The sequence below is a fragment of the Streptomyces griseus genome, assembly GCF_001715295.1.
Classification (GTDB): domain Bacteria; phylum Actinomycetota; class Actinomycetes; order Streptomycetales; family Streptomycetaceae; genus Streptomyces; species Streptomyces griseus_G.
On sequence record NZ_MDKB01000001.1, the window covers coordinates 2444 to 3068 of the forward strand.

The following is a 625-nucleotide window of genomic DNA, read 5'->3' on the forward strand; positions in this document are numbered from 1 at the left end:
CAGTCGTGACTGCGTGCCTTTTGAAGAATGAGCCTGCGAGTTAGCGGTGTGTAGCGAGGTTAACCCGTGTGGGGAAGCCGTAGCGAAAGCGAGTCCGAACAGGGCGTTTGAGTTGCACGCTCTAGACCCGAAGCGGAGTGATCTAGCCATGGGCAGGTTGAAGCGGAGGTAAGACTTCGTGGAGGACCGAACCCACCAGGGTTGAAAACCTGGGGGATGACCTGTGGTTAGGGGTGAAAGGCCAATCAAACTCCGTGATAGCTGGTTCTCCCCGAAATGCATTTAGGTGCAGCGTCGTGTGTTTCTTGCCGGAGGTAGAGCACTGGATAGGCGATGGGCCCTACCGGGTTACTGACCTTAGCCAAACTCCGAATGCCGGTAAGTGAGAGCACGGCAGTGAGACTGTGGGGGATAAGCTCCATGGTCGAGAGGGAAACAGCCCAGAGCATCGACTAAGGCCCCTAAGCGTACGCTAAGTGGGAAAGGATGTGGAGTCGCAGAGACAACCAGGAGGTTGGCTTAGAAGCAGCCACCCTTGAAAGAGTGCGTAATAGCTCACTGGTCAAGTGATTCCGCGCCGACAATGTAGCGGGGCTCAAGCGTACCGCCGAAGTCGTGTCATTCA

General features: G+C 56.0%; 1 rRNA gene (only partly in view). It reads left to right on the forward strand.

The annotated features are described in order from the left end of the window. Positions 1-625: ribosomal RNA gene (locus BA175_RS00010) — 23S ribosomal RNA — on the forward strand; it runs 1835 nt beyond the window's last position.